Source organism: Corallococcus praedator (assembly GCF_003612125.1).
GTDB classification, from domain to species: domain Bacteria; phylum Myxococcota; class Myxococcia; order Myxococcales; family Myxococcaceae; genus Corallococcus; species Corallococcus praedator.
Window position 1 is genome coordinate 1 of the sequence record NZ_RAWI01000781.1, and the last position, 952, is coordinate 952.

1 protein-coding gene is annotated in these 952 nt (G+C 66.2%); it reads left to right on the top strand.

The annotated features are described in order from the left end of the window. Positions 1 to 205: 205 nt before the first annotated feature. Positions 206 to 952: hypothetical protein (locus D7Y13_RS50000; protein WP_279637190.1), on the top strand; the 747-nt coding region annotated here is incomplete at its 3' end.

A 952-nucleotide genomic window follows, 5' to 3' on the forward strand; every position in this document is an offset into this window, starting at 1 on the left:
GCCCCCTCCCATCCGCCGGGAGAGCCGTGTGGAAAGACAGACACAGGTTCCGCACCTGGGTCCGTGTCCTTCCAAGGACAGGGACGGGATGGCCGGCTTCATCCGGCCATCCCGGATGGCCCACACTGCGTCGCTTCAGAAGCGATGCTCCCGTCTGGGGGGGGGGGAGGCTTGCATGGGCAGGGGACGTGAGGCGGCAACCGCCGTGGCAATGAAATATCAGGTCACGGCGCTTCAGGTGGTGATCTACTTCAACAGGGAAGGCGATCATGACCACAATGGGCTCATCTTCGCGCTCACGAAGAACGTCCCCATCCTGAAGTACATCCAGGCCCTGGGCCGGGTGGGCCTGCCACCGGGCCCGGAGACCTCCGACACGCCGGACACCTGGTATGCGAAGGCGAAGGCCCGCGCCGACGTGCTGGGAATCACGCTGCCTTCCACTCCTGAGGAAGCTCGCCAGCCCCATCCCCTGATGCGTCCGCTGGTGCTGCGCGCTCGCAAGGGCGACCTCCTCCAGGTGGAGCTTCGCAACGAGATCCAGCGTCGCAAGGTGGGGCTGCACCTCGTGGGTGGGGGCTACGACGTCAAGGAGGATGATGGCTCCCACGTCGGACGCTCACCCTCCAGTCTCGTGCGCACCGGCGGACGCCACGTCTACGACTGGCGTTGTGAGAACGAGGGCGTCTTCCCCATCCACGACGGCGGGAACTACTCCGGAGGCGAGGACGGCACCAACGTGCACGGACTCTTCGGCGCCTTGATTGTCGAACCGGCGGGCTCGCGGTGGCGCGACCCCGTGACAGGCCGCTCATCGGTGGATGCGCGGGGGATGCACCAGGAACTGGATGGGCTCTACCTGGATGTGCTGCCTCCGGGCGTGCCGGATGCGTGCGCCCCGTCCACCACCACGCTGGAAACCCACGCGTGGCCTGTCTCTTATTACACATCT